Origin of the sequence: Oerskovia gallyi, from assembly GCF_014836745.1 — a bacterium.
GTDB classification, from domain to species: Bacteria; Actinomycetota; Actinomycetes; order Actinomycetales; family Cellulomonadaceae; genus Oerskovia; species Oerskovia paurometabola.
This window is the reverse complement of sequence record NZ_JACSQE010000005.1, coordinates 67398-81696: the sequence shown is the minus strand read 5'-3', so window position 1 is coordinate 81696 and position 14299 is coordinate 67398. Positions and strand designations below refer to the sequence as shown.

The following is a 14299-nucleotide window of genomic DNA, read 5'->3' as shown; positions in this document are numbered from 1 at the left end:
GGAGAGCACAGCCTGCCATGCCCCCTGTCCGAGACAACATCCTCAGCCTCGCCGCGTGAGGTGGAGGTTGCTGCTGGCGCCGGCACGCCTGCTCTCCCCTACCCTGTTTCACCGTCGTCTTCGTCCTCTTCCTCACGTGCAACGTCATCGTCATCGTCCGCACCTCTGGTCGGCAGCACGGCGGCGTCGATCTGCGCTAGCCACGCGTTGAGCTGTGCGACCGCCTCGTCGAGCCCGATATCGATCTGCGCGTCGGCCGCGGCGCGTTCGAAGTCGGTCGGCCAATGCGGGTGGGCGACCACGACGCATGGCCACGTACGCTCAGCTCGACCAAGAGCCTGGGCATCGCGCGCACGCACGTCGAAGACGTCCATGACGGCTGCACGAACGCCAGCCAGGTTCTCACCGATTTCGGCGAGGTCGCGAAGCAGCAGCAGGTCGACGAGGTCGCGCGCCCGGTCGTTGGTCGCAGTCGGCGGGTCGTGGGGGTCGGTGCAGGCGTGAATTTTCTGCGCGACCTGATAGCGCATCGCGATGCCCACCATCACAACGGGGCCCGGCAGCCCGAGGCCTGCCAGCGTAGGCGGTGCGAACGGTTCAGGCGCGGCTCCAGCGCCCCCTTCATCTGGCGCGATCTCGACCTGGACCCTTCGCCACGTCTTGCCTCTGAGCTCGACGACGACGTCGAAGCGACGCGGTTTGATGACGCGAGTAGGGATCTGGATGACCTCGACGGCGTCTCGCCGTAGCGTCAGCGGGCCCCAGGGCTCGGCGAGCTCGTCATCGAGCTTGACGAGGAAGTCGTCGATGTCACCGCGGATGAGCCCGTCCACGTCCTTCGTCGCACGCGTGGGCGCACTGGGGAGCCGGTGTTGCAGCAGGGTTCCACCCTTGAGCAGGAAGTGCGGCTGACCGGTGGCGTCGAGCGCTCGCTGCAGTGCAGCGATGACAATCGTGGACGCAACGAGCCATGCCAAGCGTCCGCCGCGGCTGCCCAAGCGTCTCTCGGCTTGCTGGAGCCAAGAGTTGAGCATGGCGACCGACGCCGGTTCCTTGGTCTTCTCGGGCAGGTCGGCCAGGCCAAGGGGCACATCAGCGTGCGGGGGTGTCACGGTTCGTCAACTTCCTCTGCAGGGCGGCGCTCTCGCTCGCGGTGATGCGCCCGGTCTCACGAGCCGTCGTGAGGGCCTGGCGGAGAAGATAGGTCGGGGTGCCGGTCTCGATGCACTGCGCGATCGCGGTCGCGGGTTTCACTGTCGGGATCTGTTCGAACCACCCGATATGGCGGGGATCGAGGTCTTGGTGGTGGACCTCGATCCCGTTGGCGCCGGCACGGCGGATTCGGTGGCGTCGGGGAACGGTGACGTGGATCCGGTCGGGGTTGACGTCGCCGAGCCCGTAGAGAGCCAGGGCGGTCTCGTGGGACAGAGCGGCCTCGTCGACACCGGTCCACAGCACTGCCAGGTGAAGATCGTCGTACTCACTGACGGGGACGACGTTCACGCGGTAGACGCCGTGAGCGACCTTCTCCAGGTAGCCGCGCGCGACGAGCTGCTTGAGTGCGTGCGGACTGTGACCTTCACGCAGGGCGTCGGCGCGGCGGATGAACCCGTGGCGGTCGAAGGCCTCTTCGAGCAGGCGGTCGCGGGTGTGCGGCATGTCAAAAGGGTACCGCTAGTGGCACCCTTTTGACATTGCTTGGCAGCGAGGGGTCTTGGTCAGGGATCAGAGGAAGAGCGCCCTCGACCTGCCCCGGACGCGCCGGAGGCGGCCCGTCGCGTGAGCACCCCCCTGCAGGGCTCACGCCACGGGCCGCCTCCGACCCTCACGCCCGTCACGACCCCCATCGACGACCGAGCGTTCACCTGAGCAGAGGGGGGTGGCACCCGTTTGATACATGCTGTCGACGTGACCCCCGTCACATTCTGACATCGAGTGTCACCGGCCGCAGCAGGACGGCCCGCCCGGGGCGCCACGAGCACCCCGCACGAGCCGTCCGTCCGCGCACCCGTCAGCCCAGCAGCGCCTGCCCCAGGAACTCGCCCTCGGCGCACCCCGGCGGCACCGCGAACACCGCCGACCCGATGGGCGTGGTCCACTCGTTGAGCAGGTCCACCTCGTCGAGCCGACGCTGGACCGGCACGAACTGGCGGTCGACGTCGGCCTGGAACGTCACGAACACCAGGCCCGAGCTGCTGAGCGCGCCCGGGTCGGCCGCGACGTCCGGAGCGTCGTCGTAGCTGTACGCGCGGCGGAGGAAACGCTCGGTCGGGTCGTCGGTCCGGGCCCGCCGCACGTGCGCGGCCGGCCCGATCACGGTCAGCCCGTGCGGCCCGACCGCGTCGAGGTCCGGCTCGTCGTGCTCGCGGACGCCCGTGAGCGGAGCCCCGTCCACGAGGCGGCGCCCCATGACGGCCTCGCGCGTGGAACGGTCGACCTCGTCCCACGTGTCGAGCTCCATGCGGATGCGCCGCACGACCATCGACGTGCCGCCCGCGAGCCACCCGTCCGTGCCGTCCGACCACACGAGCGGGGCGTCCGCGACGGGATCCACGTTCCGGGTCCCGTCGATCTGCCCCATGAGGTTGCGCATGGTCCGCCCCGCGGGCTCGCTCCCGACCGACCGCCGGAAGCCCTTCTGCAGCCACCGCACCGACGCGAAGTCGCGCGCCTCGCGCAACAGCATCCGGACCGTGTGGGAGACGGTCACCTCGTCGTCGGCGCAGACCTGGAGCACCAGGTCGCCGTCGTTCCAGCGGTCCTCGAGCCGGTCCACGCCGAACGCGGGCAGGGGGCGGAGCCACGACGGGCGCCGGTCGTCGAGCCCCGCGGCCGTGAAGACCGCAGGCCCGTAGCCGACCGTGACGGTGAGGCGCGCGGGCACCTCGGCGAGCTCGGGCTCGGTGTCGGTCAGACCGGGCCGTCCCTGCGTGAGGCGCGCGACGTCGTCGGTCCAGATCCGCATGAGCCGCACCAGCGCGTCCCGGTCCGTACCGGGTGCGAGCGTCAGCGCGACGAGCGTCAGGTACGCCTGAGGAGGTGTCTCGACGCCCGCCTGCCGCAGGCCGTGGAACGGGACGCGCGCGTCGCCGTGCAGCGAGGTCTCCCCCGTGCCCGACGACGCCGCTCCCGTCGCGGGAGCCGTGGCCCTCCCGGCCCACGCACCTCCCGCACCGGCGACCGCGACCGCCCCGGCGGCGGCCCCGCCGACCAGGAACGCACGCCGCGAGACCCTGGCCTGCGGGACCGGGGAGGTCCTGCCATCCGGGCTAGCGGGGCCGGGCCCGGGGCCGACGTCAGCCATCGTGACTCATGTCGTGATCCTCGCCGTGGCCCTCGTCGTAGCTCTCCTTGGCGCCCGCGAACGTGCGCGCCGGGGCGGTGACGACGAGCGTGGAACCGTCGCTCAGCTCGAGCGTGACCTCGTACTCGGCCCCGGCCTGGACCGGCGCGGACAGCTCCATGAGCATGAGGTGGTCGCCGCCGGGCTCGAGCGCGTGCTCGCCGCCCGCAGGGATCGTCAGGCCGCCCTCCTTCTGGCGCATGACCATGGTGCCCGAGGCGTCGGTCGCCATCTCGTGGATCTCGACGCGAGACAGGTCGGACGTCGCGCCGACGACCGTGACGTCCTGGTCGCCGTCGTTGTGCAGGACGGCGAAGGCCGCGGTCATGCCCGACTCGGCGGCCTTGATCCAGGGGTCGGTCGCGGTCAGCCGGTCGGCCGCGGTGCTCGACGCGGCGTCAGCCGACGCGCTCGGCGACGCCGTGCCCGAAGAGGTGCCGGACGAGGTTCCGGACGGGGTGCCCGAGCAGCCCGCGACCGCGAGGAGGGCGAGCGTCGTGACGGTCGCGCCGAGCAGGGTCGCGCGGCGGGTGGTGGTGCGTGCAGACATGGTGGGTCCTTCGGTCAGGGACCCGGCGTCGGGGCGCGCGGGAGCAGCCCGCGCCGCGGCGCCCCGAGATCCAGGCAGGACCAGGGGCGCCGCGGGGTCGCGGGGACGCCCGGGCGACTTCGTCGCCGGGAAAGAGGTGGGGAGGGTCAGTCCTGCTGCTGCTGGCGGCGACGGACGATCAGCACGGCGACGACCACGACCGCGGCCGCGAGCACCGCGAGCCCGACGAGCAGCGGCACGACCGAGCGCGCCTCGTCGCCGGTCTCGTCGGACGCGTCGGACGTTGCCGCCGTGGTCGCCTCGGTCGTGCCCTCGGTGGCCGACGGCGTCACGACGGCGGGCTCGTCGGTCGCCACGGGCGCGGCCGGCTCGGGAGCCGCCGCGACCGCGAACGAGAACGTGCCCTCGATCGGGTGACCGTCCGAGGAGACGACGCGCCACGCGACCGTGTACGTGTCACCGGTCAGCTCGGCGGGCCACGGGAACGTCGCCGCGGTCCCCTCGATCGTGGGGCTGCCCTGCGCGACCACGGTCCCAGCCGTGTCGGTCACGACGACCTGCGGCTCGACCGCGAGGGGCTCGGTGCTGAACGTCATGGTGAGCGCGGCGGGCGCGGCGTCAAGCTGCGCGCCGTCCGCCGGGTCGGAGCTGATGATGCGGTCGTGCGCCTGGGCCGGGACGGCCCCGCCGATGCCGAGCAGCAGGGCCGCTGCCAGCGTGGCGAGGGCCGCGAGCAGGGCGACCAGGAGGCGGGCAGAGCGGGAGGTCGGGCGCGCGAGGGCGACCGCTCGCCCGCCGCGGTCGGCGACCGTGGACAGGGTGGACAGGTGGGACTGGTTGGTCTGCGAAGACATGGAAGACGCTCTCGATGAGGCGCGGCACGAGCTCGCGCACGGGGGGCACCCGGGGGACGGCCGGCCTCGTCGACGGTCAGCGCGCGAACGCGGACCAGGGTCAGGAAGGAAGGGCGACGGGCCGGGCGAGCAGCGGCGGTCCGCGCGTCGTCGGGGTCCGCAGGTGGACCGTCGCCGCACGGGACGGTGCGGGAGCCGGAGCGAGGAGCCGGAGCGCGACGGGCAGGGCCGGCAGGAGGTCCGCCAGCGGGCCACGGGGCGCGAGCCACGTCAGCAGCAGGCCCAGTGCGCGCTCGCCGTGCGCGACCACCACGGCCACGACCACGGTCGCGAGCACGTGCGCCAGGACCATCCACGCTCCCGCGGGGGTCTCGTGCGGGAGGTGCGCGACGCCGTCGGGCACGGGGGTGCTCGCCGTGCAGGCCGCGAGCGTGCCCGCCACGGCGTGGCCCGCGTGAGCGCCGCCGACCGGCGCGCACGACGCGGGCGCGGAGAAGCTCAGACCGTAGTGCAGCGCCACCTGGCCCGTGCCGAGGATCGCGACCAGCCGACCGAACGTGAGACGGAAGCGGGCCGCGAACGTCGCGCCGGCCATCGTGAACGACGCCAGGGCGAGCAGGATCAGCGGGTGCGGGAGCGTGCCACCGCCCACGCGGTGCGCGAGCGCCGCGAGGGCGAGCACCAGGGCCGCGACGAGACCGGCGCGCGCGACGCGCAACGGACCGGCGACCTGGGTGAGCACGGGGACCACCCTAGCGGGACATGACGCGACGTCGGATCCGAGGGGCGCAGGGCGGTCGGTCGCCCGACGCCCCTCCCGCCCGGCACCCCGCTGAGAGGATGGACGCATGACCACACGCAACAGCATCGCCATCACGAACGGCTACGTCGTCCCCGTCGCCTCCGCACCCCTGGAGAACGCGACCGTCCTCGTCGAGGACGGCGTCATCACGGCCGTCGGCCACGACGTCGTCGTGCCCGACGGTGTCCGCACGGTCGACGCCGGGGGCCGCTGGGTCCTGCCCGGGTTCGTCGAGGCCCACGGCCACATGGGCGTCATGGAGGAGGCCGAGGGCTGGGCCGGCAACGACACCAACGAGATGACCGACCCCAACGGCGCCGCGCTGCGCGCGCTCGACGCCATCAACATCGAGGACGAGGGCTTCCGCGACGCGCTCGTGGGCGGCGTGACCTCGGCCGTCATCAAGCCCGGCTCGGGCAACCCGATCGGCGGGCAGACCGTCGCGATCAAGACCTGGGGCGGTCGGACCGTCGACGAGCAGGTCATCCGCGAGGCCGTGTCCGTGAAGTCGGCGCTGGGCGAGAACCCCAAGCGCGTCTACGGCGACCAGAAGAAGCTCCCGTCCACGCGCCTGGGCGTGGCGAACGTGATCCGCAAGGCGTTCGTCGACGCGCAGAACTACGTCGCCAAGCGTGATGCGGCGCAGGCCAAGGGCGAACCGTTCGACCGCGACCTCGCCAAGGAGACCCTGGGCCGCGTGCTCGCGGGCGAGCTCTACTGGGACCAGCACACGCACCGAGCCGACGACATCGCGACCGCGCTGCGCCTCGCGGACGAGTTCGGCTACAAGCTCGTCATCAACCACGGGACCGACGGCGCCGCGGTCGCCGACGTCCTGGCCGAGCGCGACGTGCCGGTCATCTTCGGCCCGCTGTTCACGTCGCGGACCAAGATCGAGCTGCGCAACCGCGACATCGCCAACCTCGGGGCGCTCGCCCGCGCCGGGGTGCGCGTCGCGATCACGACCGACCACCCCGTGGTGCCCATCAACTTCCTGGTGCACCAGGCGTCGCTCGCGGTCAAGGAGGGCCTGGACCGCGACGTCGCGATCGAGGCGCTCACGACGAACCCGGCCGCGTTCCTGGGCCTCGACGACCGGGTCGGCTCGCTGCGCCCGGGCCTCGACGGCGACGTCGTGATCTGGTCGGGCGACCCGCTGGAGGTGACCTCGCGCGCCGAGAACGTGTTCGTGACCGGCACCGAGGTCTACACGTGGGACCGCGCGGCGGCCGGCGGTCGCGGTGCGGGCACGGTCGTCGAGCGCGGCGAGCGCTTCGCGGACTGACCCGCGGGGTGCCAGGCCCGAGGTAGAACGTGCTGCGCGAGGTAGAGCCCGCCGAGCACTACGTCGCGCAGCACGTTCTACCTCACGTCCCGCAAGGACCTACCCACCCGCACGTCAGTGGTGGAACCCCTTGCTCACGGCCTCGACGGGCATGGGCGACTCGAGCGCGTCGAGGAACGCGACCTCGGTCCGGATGTCGCCGAGCAGGCTGGCCGCCAGGTCGCGGCTCAGCCCGTTGCGCACCACGATGCGCTGGACCGTCAGGTCCTGCAGGTCCACGGGCATGGGGTACGACGGCAGCAGCCACCCCTTGGTCCGCAGCCGCTCGGACAGGTGGTAGAGCGTCCACTTGTCGGTGTAGCCCTCCTTGAGGCTCCACGCGAAGACCGGGATGTCGCTCCCGTCGTTCCACAGGTCGAACGGCGGCATCTTCGCGATCTCGCCCGAGAGGTAGAGCGCGACGTCCTGCGAGGCCTTCTGCACCTTGTAGTAGCCGTCGTAGCCGAGGCGCAGGAACAGGTAGTACTGGAGCAGGACCTGCGAGCCGGGCCGGGAGAAGTTCAGCGCGAACGTCGGCATGTCGCCGCCCAGGTAGCTCACCGAGAAGACGAGGTCCTCGGGCAACGCCGCCGTGTCCCGCCAGACGACCCACCCGAGCCCCGGGTAGACGAGCCCGTACTTGTGGGCCGAGGTGTTGATGGACGCCACACGGTCGACCTGGAAGTCCCAGACGAGGTCCGGCTGGAGGAACGGCGCGATCATGGCCCCCGACGCGCCGTCGACGTGGATCGGGACGTCGAGCCCGGTCGCGGCCTGGATCTCGTCGAGCACGGCCGCGATCTTCTCGACCGGCTCGTAGGCCCCCGTGTAGGTGACCCCGAGGATCGCGACGACCCCGATCGTGTTCTCGTCGACGTACTTCTCGAGCTCGAACCCGTCGAGCACCTTGTGCTCGAGCGAGATGGGGACGTAGCGGGCCTCGACGTCCCAGTAGTTGCAGAACTTCTCCCAGCAGACCTGGACCGCGCTCGACAGCACGAGGTTGGGCTTCTCGGTCGACTTCCCCGCGGCCCGGCGCGCGTGCTGCCAGCGTCGCTTGAGCGCGAGCCCGCCCAGCATGGCGGCCTCGGAGGACCCGATGGTCGAGGTCCCGATCGCGTTCGCCGGGTCCGGGGCGTTCCACAGGTCCGCCAGGATCTTCCAGCACCGCGTCTCGATCGCCGCCGTGGCCGGGTACTCGTCCTTGTCGATCATGTTCTTGTCGGCGGTCTCCGCGTTGAGCCGCTGCGCGTACGGGTCCATCCAGGTGCCGACGAACGTCGCCAGGTTCAGCCGGGCGTTGCCGTCGAGCATCGCCTCGTCGTGCACGATCTGGTAGGCCGTCTCGGGGAAGGACTCCCCCGGCGGCAGGACGTTGCGCGGGAGCTCGGTCGCCTCCCCCGGCCGGGAGAACAACGGGTTCATGGCGACGACGTCGCGCTCCTCGGACTCTGCACCGCGGTTCGATCCGGACATGTTCGTTCCTCTGGCAGGGCGGGGGCGGGTCGGTCGGCACGCCCACCGGGTGGGCCGACGCCGTCGTGCCGCCGCTCCCAGCCCGCTCCCTCCACGGTAGGTCGGCAGTCGGCCGAGCGCCTGGGGAGCCCCGCACGCAGAGTGTGCAGCTCGGGTCGCCCCTGGGGCCCACGGACGACCCGAGGTGCACACCCGGCCGACCGCCGACGAGCCTAAGCGACACGTGTTGCCAAACTAATGGCACGGGCGTACCGTCAAAATGTCAGCACGTTCCGTCGTCCCGACGAGCGGCCGCACCACCCGCCAGGCACCCCGTGCCGGGCACAGCCACCAGGCCCCCGAAGGAGGCGACATGGACCCCCGCACCGAACGCACCACCGCAGCCCTGCGCACCGCAGTCCTCGAGCTCGCCGCCGAGCAGGACATCGACGAGCTCACGGTCTCGCAGGTCTCTGCCCACGCCGGGATCAACCGCGCCACGTTCTACGACTACGCGAGCAACCCCGCGGACCTGCTCACGACCATCCTGCGCACCGAGCTCGACGCGATCCGCAGCGACTTCCTCGCGGCCGCCCGCGGCCTGACCCCCGACCCTGACGCCGGCCCCGAGGCTCGCCAGCGCACCGACCCCCGCCAGCTCGTCGACACCATCACGCAGGCGATCGTCGGCCACGTCGACACGCACACCTCGATCTACGAGCGCGCCCTCGAGGGAGGACTGAGCGCCCCCCTGTTCCGCCTGCTCGCGGAGCACTTCTCCGACACCCTGCGCACGTTCCTCCTGGACCAGCCGCACCTCATGCCCGTGCCGTGCGACGCCGAGCAGACCGAGGTCGAGCAGGCCGCCCGCGCGTACGCCTGCTACGTCGCGCTCGGCTCGGTCGGCGCCCTCGAGGCGTGGCTCGCCACCCCGTCCCCCCGTGACCCGGACTTCTTCCCCCGGATCACCCGCACCTCGCTCGCCCCCTGGTGGACCGCGCCGAACTGACCCGACGCGACCACCCGCCCCGGCGAGCCGCACCGCACACCGCACGCTCCGCCGTCGGGCACCCCACGAGGGTTCCCCGACCCCGGGCACACCGAAAGGAGGCCCCACCATGGGCCGTGTCTACAACAAGGTCGCCATCGTCACCGGAGGAACCGGAGGCATGGGCGTCACCCACGCCAAGGCGCTCGTCGCCGAGGGCGCGAAGGTCGTCGTCGCGGACCTCGACGACGCCAAGGGCGAGGCGCTCGTCGCCGAGCTCGGCGAGAACGCCGCCTACGTCCACCTCGACGTCACCCAGGAGGAGGACTGGGCTGCGGCCGTCGCGTTCACGCTCGAGAAGTTCGGGCGCATCGACGTCCTCGTGAACAACGCGGGCATCGCGAACGCCGCCGGCATCACCGAGTTCACGCCCGCCATGTGGCGCCAGATCATCGACATCAACCTCACGGGCACGTTCCTGGGGATCCACGCGGTCTCGCCCGTCATGGCCCGTGCCGGGCGCGGGTCGATCATCAACATCTCGTCGGTCGAGGGCATGCGCGGCAGCGCGGGCCTGCACGGGTACGTCGCGTCGAAGTTCGGCGTGCGCGGCCTCACCAAGTCGGTGGCCCTGGACCTCGGGCCGTCAGGCGTGCGCGTGAACTCGGTCCACCCGGGCTTCATCAAGACGCCCATGACGGAGAAGATCAGCTCGGACGACCTCCACATCCCCCTGGGTCGCGCGGCCGAGCCCGAGGAGGTCTCGCAGCTCGTGCTGTTCCTCGCGAGCGACGAGTCGAGCTACTCGACCGGTTCGGAGTTCATCGTCGACGGCGGCCTCATCGCGGGCGTGCCGCACAAGTAGGGCAGCACGGCGCGGCCGGACGCGGCGAGGAAGACCTGCGGGTCTACCTCGCCGCGCGGCGCGCCGACGCGCAGGCGATGCACTGCCGGGCCGTCGGGCGCGCCGCGAGACGCGCGTCCCCGACCGGCCGGCCGCACGTCCCGCAGGTCCCGTACGTCCCGGCGTCGAGCCGGGCGAGCGCCGCCTCGGCCTCGGCCGACTGCTGCTCGGCCAGGCGCTGCAGCGCACCGACCTGCGCGCGCTCGAACGCGATCGTCGCGCCGTCGGGGTCGTGCTCGTCGTCGGCGTTCGAGTCCTTGGACGCCTCGACGATCCCGGCAACCTCGCCGCGCAGCGCCTCACGCCGCGCCTGGGCCTCGTCGCGCAGGGCGAGCAACCGCGCCCGCACGACGGCGTCGCGCGCCTCGTGCGCGCGGGTCGCGGCCGGCGATCTGCTCGTCTCCCCGGAGCCGGGGTTGCCGGTGTCGGTCATCGTCAGGTCCAACGCGGGAACCGTGCCCACGCTTCCCGGTGAGTGCTGGGGGCGGCGAACCCGGTGCCCGTCCGCCGCGCGGCCTGTCGGTCCCCCGTGCGACGATCGGCGCGTGCCCGTCTTCGAGTCCTCCGTGGTCGTGCCCGTGGATCCCGCGACCGCTTTCGCGGTCTCGCAGACCACGGGAGACGTCCGTCTGCGCGGGTTCTCGCCCGCACCGGGCCGTGACGTCGGACACCCCGACCCGGCCGCGACCCGGGCGGTGCGGCGCTACGGCTTCACGTGTCGTCCCGCGTGGCTCGCGCCCGTGGCCGAGCGCGTGGGCTCGTGGCTCCTGGACCGCGACGTCCGCCGCAGGATCGACGGTTTCGCGCGTGGTTGTGCGGACCCCGTGGTCGTCGCAGCCGCCCGTGGGCCCGCGTCGCCACCGTCCCCGGACCCCGGTCGCACACCCTCCGGACGGACCGCACCGGCCCCCGGCAACGCCCTGCCCGGCACCTGAATCCGCAGGTCACGGCCGAGGTCACGGTCCGGCATCGCGCATGACAGGACTCGCTCCGGGATGGAAGAGTGAAAGTGCGGTTTCGCGCGAACCGCACAGTTTCCCCCCAGCGCCCCCGCATCTCGAAGAGGTATTCCCATGAGCACCGCGATCTTCTACGACCGCCACGGCGGGGTCGACGTCCTGCGCGTCGGCGACGAGCCCGTGCCGGCCCCCGGTGAGGGCGAGCTCGTCGTCGCGAACCGCGTGGTCGGGGTCAACCCGGCAGACGTCAAGAAGCTCGCCGGGGAGTTCGGTGGCAGCGACGAGCTACCACAGGTGCTCGGGTTCGAGGCCGCGGGGGTCGTCGAGGCGGTCGGCGAGGGGGTCGAGGGCTTCGCGGTGGGCGACGAGGTCGTGTGGAGCGGCACGGGCGCGCAGCGCGAGAGGTCGGTCGTCAAGGCGGCCAAGGCGCGGGTCAAGCCCGCGAACGTGCCGTTCGAGCAGGCCGCGGTGCTCCCGGTCGCTGCGTCCGCGGCGTTCTCGGCGCTGGTCCAGGCGGGCGTCGGGGACAAGGACGTCGTGCTGGTGCACGGCGCGTCGGGTGGCGTGGGTTCGGCCGCGGTGCAGATCGCGAAGGCGCTCGGTGCGCGCGTCGTCGGCACGGCGTCCGAGCGCAACCACGGCTACGTGCGGGGGCTCGGCGCGACGCCCGTGGCATACGGACCGGGCCTCGTGGACGCGGTCCGCGCGCTCCCGGACGGCCTCGCGGACGTGACGGCGGTCGTCGACACGGTCGGCTCCTCGGAGACCGTCGCGCAGACGGTCGAGCTCCTGGGCGCCGACGGGCTGGAGCGTGACGGGAAGCCGCGCGCCGTAACCCTGGTCGAGTCGCAGGCGTCGATCGCCGCGGGCATCGCGTCCAAGGTGTCGCAGAAGGGCGCGCTCGCGGAGGTCCTCGCGCTCGCGGAGGCCGAGCTGCTCACGTCCGAGATCTCGGCACGCTTCCCGCTGGCGGAGGCGGCGCGCGCCGTCGAGCAGGTCGCGGGCGGCCACGTGCGCGGCAAGGTCGTCCTGGAGGTCTGACCCTCCCTGGGGGCGCCCGAGGCGCGCGTGGGTGGGGCGTGGTTCGCTGGGTGTCATGCCGCCCCGCCCCGCAGTGCCCGACGACGCCGCTCTCCTCGTCGAGGTACGTCGCCTCGCGCTCGCGTTCCCCGGTGCGCAGGAGCGGATGTCGCACGGGCGCGTGACGTTCCGCGCGCGGCTCATCTTCGCGGTCTTCAGCGGCATGACGAAGGCGACTGCTTCCGCGCCGGTCCGGCACTACCCGCGCTCGGTGCTCGTGAAGGTCGACCCCGCGGAGCACGCGGCCCTGTCGCAGGACCCACGGTTCTACGTGCCCGCGTACTACGGCCCGGCGGGCTGGCTCGGCCTCGATCTCGACGCCGCCACGGTCGACTGGCAGGAGGTCGCGGAGCTCCTCGACATGTCCTACCGCGAGGTCGCAGGCCCTCGGCTCGTGGCCCGGCTCGACGCCGAGGGGTCGCCGGCCGGGCGGTAGCCGATCCACCCTGACGTCCGGCAGACCTCACATGGTGTAGGCACCGAACGTCCGCGTGAAGGTTCCGGTCGACCGCGTCGTGAGCAGAGCCTCGACGGCGCCGTCCAAGAGGGCGGCCCGTCGGTCGCCGTCGGAGTCGGTGCGCTCGACGAACGGCCGGCCCACGAACGGGTTCTGGTGGTCGTCCGGACCGGGCATCAGCACCCACGCACCTCCCGCGGCGCCGATGAGGACCCTCCCGAGGTACGCGACGTACGCGGCCCGCACCGCGCCCTGCGTTCCCCGCGCCAGGTGTCCGGCGTCGGCGTCCTCGAGCGCGACCTGGGCGAGGACCTCGAGCGACCGCGGCGACAGATCGAGCGACGGGGACCGCTTCACCCCCGCGCGAGACCGGACGACGTCGACGAGCGCGGGGACACGCTGCACCCACGCGTCGAGCTCGGGTGACCCCAGGCGGTCCGCGACGAGGCCCGGCACAGGCTCGCGCACGGGCTCCCAGCCCGGCCCCTCTGCCTCGCGCCGCCGCTCCACGGCGGCAGCCTGGCCGTCCCAGATCCGGGTCAGGACGTTACCTGTGCGCCGGGCGAGGATCGTCGTCATGAGGTGCACCGGGGAGACCGGCATCGGGCTCCCGGTGTCGAACCGGACCACGGGTCGCCCGGTGTAGATGAACGCCGGGTCGTGGTCGATCGACCATCCGCCACCCGCGAGGCGCAGGAACGTCTCCCCGATGTACCGCGTCGAACCGTCGATGAAGTCCGTGTCGTTCTCGTCGATGAACGCCTTCTTGTCGGGCCACCTGTCGAGGATGTACCGCTCGAGCGAGACGAGGGACTCCCGGGTGTACCCGCCGCTCCACTCCCGCGGGGTGATGAAGTCCTCGAACCGCGCCAGACGCGGGTGCATCGCCTCGAGCCAGGACGCGAACAGCTCGTCCTGCTCGAGCGTCATCGACCGTCCAGCGGGGCGGTGTTCGCCTGGGCGTGCGCAAGGCACCGCTCCAGGAGACCAGCGCGGGCCTCGCCGGCCGCCCGGGCGCTCTCGGTGATGCTCCGGCCCTTGTGGCTGGGCGTGGTGACGTCGAGCTCGGGCCGGGCGAACAGGACGTCGTAGAACGGGGCGAGTTCCTCGTCGGAGAACTTGAACGTCCGGGCGAGCGTCTGCAGCGGGGTTCCCCACCGGTCGCCGGTGTCGGCGTTGATGTCGGCGCCTCCCTCGAGCAGGCGTGTGAGCAGCGCGGGCTCGGCAGCGAAGTCGTGCGACGTCGCGCTGAGCAACACGTGCAGCGCGTTGGTGCCGCCAGAGGTCGCGGCCGGGTCGGCGCCGTCGTCCAGCAGGCGGCCGGCGATCGCAGCGCGGGAGGCGGGCTCGGGGTTGCGCAGGGCGTACATGAGCAGCGTCGTGCCCTGCCCGTCGGCCCAGTTCGCCAGGGACAGGTCGTAGTCGGCGAGGAACTCGGACTCGCTCTGTCGCACGCTGCGGTAGACCGCTGGGTAGCTCATGGAGCCATGATCACAGGCGCGTCCGACACGGGTCGAACAGCTACGGCGCAGCGTTGCATCGATGGTGCGCCCTCCGGAAGACGCTGAGTGCGGAGTAGTTTT

The 14299-nt window shown here is 72.4% G+C and carries 16 protein-coding genes; 6 read left to right on the top strand and 10 right to left on the bottom strand.

Translation table 11 applies throughout. The features are described from left to right. Positions 1–98: 98 nt before the first annotated feature. The 6 genes from H9640_RS07615 to H9640_RS07590 all read right to left on the bottom strand — a co-directional run bounded on the left by H9640_RS07615 (position 99) and on the right by H9640_RS07590 (position 5489). Positions 99–1112, bottom strand: coding sequence for a nucleotidyl transferase AbiEii/AbiGii toxin family protein (locus tag H9640_RS07615; RefSeq protein WP_191790123.1), 1014 nt, complete (start codon positions 1110–1112; stop codon positions 99–101). Further along, positions 1093–1659 carry a type IV toxin-antitoxin system AbiEi family antitoxin domain-containing protein gene (locus H9640_RS07610; RefSeq protein ID WP_191790122.1) on the bottom strand — a complete coding sequence of 189 codons (567 nt, stop codon included), beginning with the start codon at positions 1657–1659 and terminating at the stop codon, positions 1093–1095. The genes H9640_RS07615 and H9640_RS07610 overlap by 20 nt, the downstream gene beginning before the upstream one ends. Before the next feature lie 352 nt (positions 1660–2011). Next, positions 2012–3304, bottom strand: coding sequence for a Dyp-type peroxidase (locus H9640_RS07605; protein WP_191790121.1), 1293 nt, complete (start codon positions 3302–3304; stop codon positions 2012–2014). After that, positions 3297–3893 (bottom strand): copper chaperone PCu(A)C, encoded by a 597-nt coding sequence (locus H9640_RS07600; protein ID WP_191790120.1) that lies wholly within the window; start codon positions 3891–3893, stop codon positions 3297–3299. Before H9640_RS07600 ends, H9640_RS07605 begins: the two co-directional genes overlap by 8 nt. 146 nt (positions 3894–4039) lie before the next feature. Beyond that, on the bottom strand, positions 4040–4747 hold the full coding sequence (locus H9640_RS07595; RefSeq protein ID WP_191790119.1) for a copper resistance CopC family protein: 708 nt from the start codon (positions 4745–4747) through the stop codon (positions 4040–4042). Between the two features lie 100 nt (positions 4748–4847). Then, on the bottom strand, positions 4848–5489 hold the full coding sequence (locus tag H9640_RS07590) for a hypothetical protein (RefSeq protein ID WP_191790118.1): 642 nt from the start codon (positions 5487–5489) through the stop codon (positions 4848–4850). Positions 5490–5595: 106 nt separating this feature from the next. Between H9640_RS07590 and H9640_RS07585 the strand changes: the two genes are divergently transcribed. Beyond that, positions 5596–6834 carry an amidohydrolase gene (locus H9640_RS07585; protein WP_191790117.1) on the top strand — a complete coding sequence of 413 codons (1239 nt, stop codon included), beginning with the start codon at positions 5596–5598 and terminating at the stop codon, positions 6832–6834. 114 nt (positions 6835–6948) lie between these two features. Here the strand turns inward: H9640_RS07585 and H9640_RS07580 are convergent, their stop codons facing one another. Further along, entirely contained in the window at positions 6949–8349 is a 1401-nt protein-coding gene (locus H9640_RS07580) for a glutamate decarboxylase (RefSeq protein WP_191790116.1), read from the bottom strand. Positions 8350–8701: 352 nt separating this feature from the next. Between H9640_RS07580 and H9640_RS07575 the strand changes: the two genes are divergently transcribed. Then, positions 8702–9337 carry a TetR/AcrR family transcriptional regulator gene (locus tag H9640_RS07575; protein WP_191790115.1) on the top strand — a complete coding sequence of 212 codons (636 nt, stop codon included), beginning with the start codon at positions 8702–8704 and terminating at the stop codon, positions 9335–9337. Between the two features lie 109 nt (positions 9338–9446). Further along, positions 9447–10181, top strand: a complete 735-nt coding sequence (locus tag H9640_RS07570) for a glucose 1-dehydrogenase (RefSeq protein WP_191790114.1) — start codon at positions 9447–9449, stop codon at positions 10179–10181. A 43-nt stretch (positions 10182–10224) separates the two neighbouring features. On the opposite strand, the gene H9640_RS07565 is transcribed toward H9640_RS07570, so the two are convergent. Then, complete coding sequence (locus tag H9640_RS07565; protein WP_191790113.1) at positions 10225–10653, bottom strand: TraR/DksA family transcriptional regulator; 429 nt, start codon at positions 10651–10653, stop codon at positions 10225–10227. Positions 10654–10765: 112 nt separating this feature from the next. Between H9640_RS07565 and H9640_RS07560 the strand changes: the two genes are divergently transcribed. The 3 genes from H9640_RS07560 to H9640_RS07550 all read left to right on the top strand — a co-directional run bounded on the left by H9640_RS07560 (position 10766) and on the right by H9640_RS07550 (position 12695). Beyond that, complete coding sequence (locus H9640_RS07560; RefSeq protein WP_318243699.1) at positions 10766–11155, top strand: hypothetical protein; 390 nt, start codon at positions 10766–10768, stop codon at positions 11153–11155. A 138-nt stretch (positions 11156–11293) separates the two neighbouring features. Continuing rightward, on the top strand, positions 11294–12220 hold the full coding sequence (locus H9640_RS07555) for a quinone oxidoreductase family protein (protein WP_191790112.1): 927 nt from the start codon (positions 11294–11296) through the stop codon (positions 12218–12220). A gap of 55 nt (positions 12221–12275) precedes the next feature. Continuing rightward, on the top strand, positions 12276–12695 hold the full coding sequence (locus H9640_RS07550) for an MmcQ/YjbR family DNA-binding protein (protein ID WP_191790111.1): 420 nt from the start codon (positions 12276–12278) through the stop codon (positions 12693–12695). 27 nt (positions 12696–12722) lie between these two features. Here the strand turns inward: H9640_RS07550 and H9640_RS07545 are convergent, their stop codons facing one another. Together H9640_RS07545 and H9640_RS07540 are read right to left on the bottom strand one after the other, a co-directional pair. Then, the gene (locus H9640_RS07545) at positions 12723–13646 is read right to left on the bottom strand and encodes a hypothetical protein (protein ID WP_191790110.1); all 924 of its coding nucleotides are present in this window, start codon (positions 13644–13646) and stop codon (positions 12723–12725) included. Next, entirely contained in the window at positions 13643–14197 is a 555-nt protein-coding gene (locus tag H9640_RS07540) for an ankyrin repeat domain-containing protein (protein WP_191790109.1), read from the bottom strand. Before H9640_RS07540 ends, H9640_RS07545 begins: the two co-directional genes overlap by 4 nt. Between the last annotated feature and the right edge of the window lie 102 nt (positions 14198–14299).

Bases quoted from the DNA above. Each gene is read 5' to 3' on its own strand.
- H9640_RS07610 (WP_191790122.1), bottom strand. From the start codon at position 1,659: ATGCCGCACACCCGCGACCGCCTGCTCGAAGAGGCCTTCGACCGCCAC.
- H9640_RS07605 (WP_191790121.1), bottom strand. From the start codon at position 3,304: ATGGCTGACGTCGGCCCCGGGCCCGGCCCCGCTAGCCCGGATGGCAGG.
- H9640_RS07600 (WP_191790120.1), bottom strand. From the start codon at position 3,893: ATGTCTGCACGCACCACCACCCGCCGCGCGACCCTGCTCGGCGCGACC.
- H9640_RS07595 (WP_191790119.1), bottom strand. From the start codon at position 4,747: ATGTCTTCGCAGACCAACCAGTCCCACCTGTCCACCCTGTCCACGGTC.
- H9640_RS07585 (WP_191790117.1), top strand. From the start codon at position 5,596: ATGACCACACGCAACAGCATCGCCATCACGAACGGCTACGTCGTCCCC.
- H9640_RS07580 (WP_191790116.1), bottom strand. From the start codon at position 8,349: ATGTCCGGATCGAACCGCGGTGCAGAGTCCGAGGAGCGCGACGTCGTC.
- H9640_RS07575 (WP_191790115.1), top strand. From the start codon at position 8,702: ATGGACCCCCGCACCGAACGCACCACCGCAGCCCTGCGCACCGCAGTC.
- H9640_RS07570 (WP_191790114.1), top strand. From the start codon at position 9,447: ATGGGCCGTGTCTACAACAAGGTCGCCATCGTCACCGGAGGAACCGGA.
- H9640_RS07565 (WP_191790113.1), bottom strand. From the start codon at position 10,653: ATGACCGACACCGGCAACCCCGGCTCCGGGGAGACGAGCAGATCGCCG.
- H9640_RS07555 (WP_191790112.1), top strand. From the start codon at position 11,294: ATGAGCACCGCGATCTTCTACGACCGCCACGGCGGGGTCGACGTCCTG.
- H9640_RS07550 (WP_191790111.1), top strand. From the start codon at position 12,276: ATGCCGCCCCGCCCCGCAGTGCCCGACGACGCCGCTCTCCTCGTCGAG.
- H9640_RS07545 (WP_191790110.1), bottom strand. From the start codon at position 13,646: ATGACGCTCGAGCAGGACGAGCTGTTCGCGTCCTGGCTCGAGGCGATG.
- H9640_RS07540 (WP_191790109.1), bottom strand. From the start codon at position 14,197: ATGAGCTACCCAGCGGTCTACCGCAGCGTGCGACAGAGCGAGTCCGAG.